Here is a 3,687-nt window from a genome sequence, read left to right as displayed (position 1 = left end):
CCGTATCGCCGGCCGGGGGCCGGAACGGAATCAGCTTCCGGTCATGGCTTTCGAGGACGTATGTCCCTTCGCCGTCAAGGTGCTCTCGAAATAGTCTATGGTGCGTTTTAAGCCGTCGACGAGAGACGTGGATGGCGTCCAGCCGAGTTTTTCGCGGGCGTGGCTGATGTCCGGGCAGCGCCGGATGGGATCGTCCACCGGCAGCGGCCGAAAGGTGATTTTCGAACGCGAGCCGGTCAGATCGATGATAGTGTCGGCCAGTTCGAGCATGGTGATTTCGGCCGGGTTGCCCAGATTGAGAGGGCCCGGCACATCGTCGGACGTCGCCATGAAGCGCTGCATCGCCTCGATCAAGTCGTCGACATAGCAGAAGGAACGCGTCTGGTTGCCGTCGCCATAGATGGTCAGCGGACGGTTCCGGAGCGCTTGCCCGATCAGGTTCGGAACCACGCGGCCGTCGTTGAGCCGCATATAGGGTCCGTAGGTATTGAAGATGCGGCCGACTTTGACGCGCACCGTGTGCTGCCGGTAATAGTTGAGAAACAAGGTTTCGGCGCAGCGTTTGCCCTCGTCGTAACAGGCCCGCGGCCCCACGGGGTTGACCGAGCCGCGATAAGCTTCATGTTGAGGATGGGTTTCCGGATCGCCGTAAACTTCGCTGGTCGACGCCTGGAATATCTTGGCTTTCGAGTAACGGGCCATTTCCAGGAGATTGAACGAGCCCTGCACGCAGGTCTTCAAGGTGTGGACCGGATCGGCCTGATAGTGGACCGGCGAGGCGGAGCAGGCGAGGTTATAGATTTCGTCTACGTTTTCGACGTGCAGCGGCAGGGTAATGTCCTGATTGATGATTTCCAAAGCACCCAGATCCTTGAGTCCGAGGAGAATCTCCTTGCCTCCGGTTCGAAAGTTGTCGATGCAGGTGACCGCATGACCTTGCATAAGCAACCAGCGGCAGAGATTCGTTCCCAGAAACCCGGCTCCGCCGGTCACGACAACGTGTTTCCTTCCACTCTCTGTCATATCCATGATCTCCGCTTTTAGAGTGCATCCTTGACGTTCTTGGACGAATGACCTGCCGACTTCGGGATCAGCGGACCGTTTTGCGGATTTGCCTTATGCGTCGTTGTTCATTCCGGTAGCACACGGCTGTGCTCGCTACTGTTCGGCGGCGGATAAACCCACCGCAGCAGTTGCTTAATTGGGCAGCAAAAGGCGTCGCATTCCTTGCGGTCTGTTTATGGTTTGACTGGGTAACTGAAAGCTTGCGGATGACCCTTCCCTGCTGAAAGCTTAAAACTATCCATGTTCCAAGCGTATTACCGGCTACTGATATTTTGGTCCATGCTGTTTGTCAAAAGTTCAATGACATCTAAGTTGATGCTCGACTTCGGTAGCGGCAGTGTCTATCGGTCGTGCGTTTCGTCACCGGGATATCTATCGCCGTGATTTATCGAACGGTCTTCGCCGAAATGCCGGATAAACAAGCGACGCTCGGAGTCGAATATTTACATTTGACCATCGGTGATGTTCTCGGTTTGAGTCCGGGCGAACACGGGTTGATATCTGGCAAAGGAGCAAGCGTATGACGGGCGAGTTGCAAGAACCGAAACCGCCGTTTCCGGAACAACATCTGGAGCGGCCGGAGCTGGAATCCGAGCTGGAGCCCCGGCCGAGATATTCGGCGCCTCTTTACAAAGGGGCGGGCAAGCTCAAGGACAAGGTCGCGCTGGTGACGGGGGGCGATTCGGGAATAGGCCGGTCCGTCGCCGTGCTGTTCGCTCGGGAGGGAGCGGATGTCGCCATCGTTTATCACGAGGCGCATTCGGACGCCGAGGAAACCAAGCAGGCGGTCGAAGCGGAAGGGCGCAGGGCCATCGTCATTTGCGGCGACATCAAGAACTCGTTGTTTTGTCGACAGGCGGTGGAAAGAACCGTTCAGTCGTTCGGCAAACTGAACATTCTGGTGAATAACGCAGCCTATCAGAAACACTGCGACAGCCTCGCCGAGATTTCCGAGGAGCAGTGGGATCTGACGTTCAAGACCAACATCTACGGTTATTTCCATATGACCAAGGCGGCGCTGCCTCACCTCAAGGGCGGCGATGCCATCATCAACACCGGATCGATCACCGGTCTGGAAGGCAATGCCGGGCTTCTGGATTACTCGGCGACCAAAGGCGCGATCATCGCCTTCACCAAGTCGCTGGCGCAGAATCTGGCGGAATCGCGGATCCGGGTGAATTGCGTCGCTCCGGGGCCGGTTTGGACGCCTCTGAATCCCGCCGATCAGCCGGCCGAAAAAGTTGCCAAATTCGGCATGCAGACCAAGTTTCAGCGACCGGCCCAGCCCGAGGAAATATCGCCGGCTTACGTGTATTTCGCGTCCGAGGCGGATTCGAGTTACGTGACGGGCGAAGTGCTGACCTTATTGGGAGGGAATGTTCGCGCCGGTTGAGTTAAAGCGGTCTTCACGCCGGTCTCGCGCCATGCACTGGAAAACGTCCCGCCTATTCAAAAGGCAGGCCGAACCGAGTGGTCGTCGGTCGGCCATCGTTTGCCGAGCAATCCGTGATGTCGGGAAAGGATTCCCGACCTACCCGGAGTGATTGCCTGAGTTCGTAGGTCGGCAATCCTTTGCCGACTGCAATGTCGGGAACGGGGCGACTCGAGGTCCGTTTGCTATCGATCCGGCGATACCGACCTTGAATCCAACGGCATCGCCCTCCGTGCTTCGACGGGTCGCTTTAGGGCGCGGCGGAAATCGCCCTGACCAAGTCCCCTACCTTGGAGGTGTCTATGCTCGTGGCCAAGTCGCCTTGGCTCACGACGCCGACCAGCTTGTGCTCCTCGATGACCGGCAAGCGCCTGACTTTATGGTCGATCATCTTGCGCAGCGCATCGTCGATGGAGTCACTGGCATGGACCATGACGGGAGTGCCCTGAGCGACTTCGCCCGCGGTAGTCGTTGAAGGATCCCGATCTGCGGCCAGAACCTTCACCACGATGTCGCGGTCCGTCAGCATGCCCTTGAGGCGCTTGTCGTCGCCGCAAATGGGGAGTGAGCCGATGTCGAGCAGTTCCATTCGCTTCGCGGCTTCGATGATGGTTTCGTGCTCGCCGATGCACTCGGCGCCCTTGGTCATAACATCTCGTACCTGTTTGTTCATACCGTTTTCCTGCGCTCCAGTGATTGACCGGACGTGAGTCGCCGCTGCGAATGCAGGCCTCATCGTCTCGGATGTTGCCTCGAATCGTCCGTGTTGTCCCTTCCTTTGTCCCCATAGGCTTTGCCGATGGTGTCGGCCACGTATGCACGACGTTCGCCCAAAGGCTCGGGTTCGCCTATGGTGGTGTCCTCCTTGGTTTGATGCTCCATTTCGGCGTTGAGCTCGGCGCCCAGGAGCACCACGTAAGCCGTGAGGTAAAACCAAGTGAGCAGAATGACGATGGCGCCGACCGAACCGTAGGTTTCGTTGTAGTTTCCGAAATTGGACACATAAAAAGAAAACAGCCCCGAACCGATCAGCCACAACACTACCGCCAGCACGGCACCGGGGCTGATCCATTGCCAGCGGGGCGCATTGCGGCAAGGGCCGTAATGGTAGACGACGGCCAAACCGAAGATGAAAGCCAGCGCCAGAAGCGGCCAACGCAGGAGAGAAAACAGGAATGACAGAAATCCGC

At 57.8% G+C, this 3,687-nt stretch carries 4 protein-coding genes; 1 reads left to right on the top strand and 3 read right to left on the bottom strand.

Annotated elements, in window-relative coordinates:
* Positions 1-30: 30 nt before the first annotated feature.
* Complete coding sequence (locus tag ABJK70_RS21785) at positions 31-1,023, bottom strand: UDP-glucuronic acid decarboxylase family protein (RefSeq protein WP_156880671.1); 993 nt, start codon at positions 1,021-1,023, stop codon at positions 31-33.
* A 562-nt stretch (positions 1,024-1,585) separates the two neighbouring features.
* Here ABJK70_RS21785 and ABJK70_RS21780 point away from each other — a divergent pair.
* The gene (locus ABJK70_RS21780) at positions 1,586-2,458 is read left to right on the top strand and encodes an SDR family oxidoreductase (protein WP_133717404.1); all 873 of its coding nucleotides are present in this window, start codon (positions 1,586-1,588) and stop codon (positions 2,456-2,458) included.
* A gap of 289 nt (positions 2,459-2,747) precedes the next feature.
* Here ABJK70_RS21780 and ABJK70_RS21775 read toward each other — a convergent pair whose 3' ends face one another.
* On the bottom strand, positions 2,748-3,170 hold the full coding sequence (locus ABJK70_RS21775; RefSeq protein ID WP_205780699.1) for a CBS domain-containing protein: 423 nt from the start codon (positions 3,168-3,170) through the stop codon (positions 2,748-2,750).
* A 59-nt stretch (positions 3,171-3,229) separates the two neighbouring features.
* Positions 3,230-3,687, bottom strand: a 458-nt coding sequence (locus ABJK70_RS21770; protein WP_347259111.1) for a YihY/virulence factor BrkB family protein, incomplete at its 5' end; no start/stop codon positions are given.

This window comes from Methylocaldum sp. (assembly GCF_039794385.1).
GTDB lineage: Bacteria > Pseudomonadota > Gammaproteobacteria > Methylococcales > Methylococcaceae > Methylocaldum.
Note: the sequence above shows the minus strand (reverse complement) of the source record. Positions and strands in the feature narration are given on the sequence as shown.

Bases quoted from the DNA above. Each gene is read 5' to 3' on its own strand.
- ABJK70_RS21780 (WP_133717404.1), top strand. From the start codon at position 1,586: ATGACGGGCGAGTTGCAAGAACCGAAACCGCCGTTTCCGGAACAACAT.
- ABJK70_RS21775 (WP_205780699.1), bottom strand. From the start codon at position 3,170: ATGAACAAACAGGTACGAGATGTTATGACCAAGGGCGCCGAGTGCATC.
- ABJK70_RS21785 (WP_156880671.1), bottom strand. From the start codon at position 1,023: ATGACAGAGAGTGGAAGGAAACACGTTGTCGTGACCGGCGGAGCCGGG.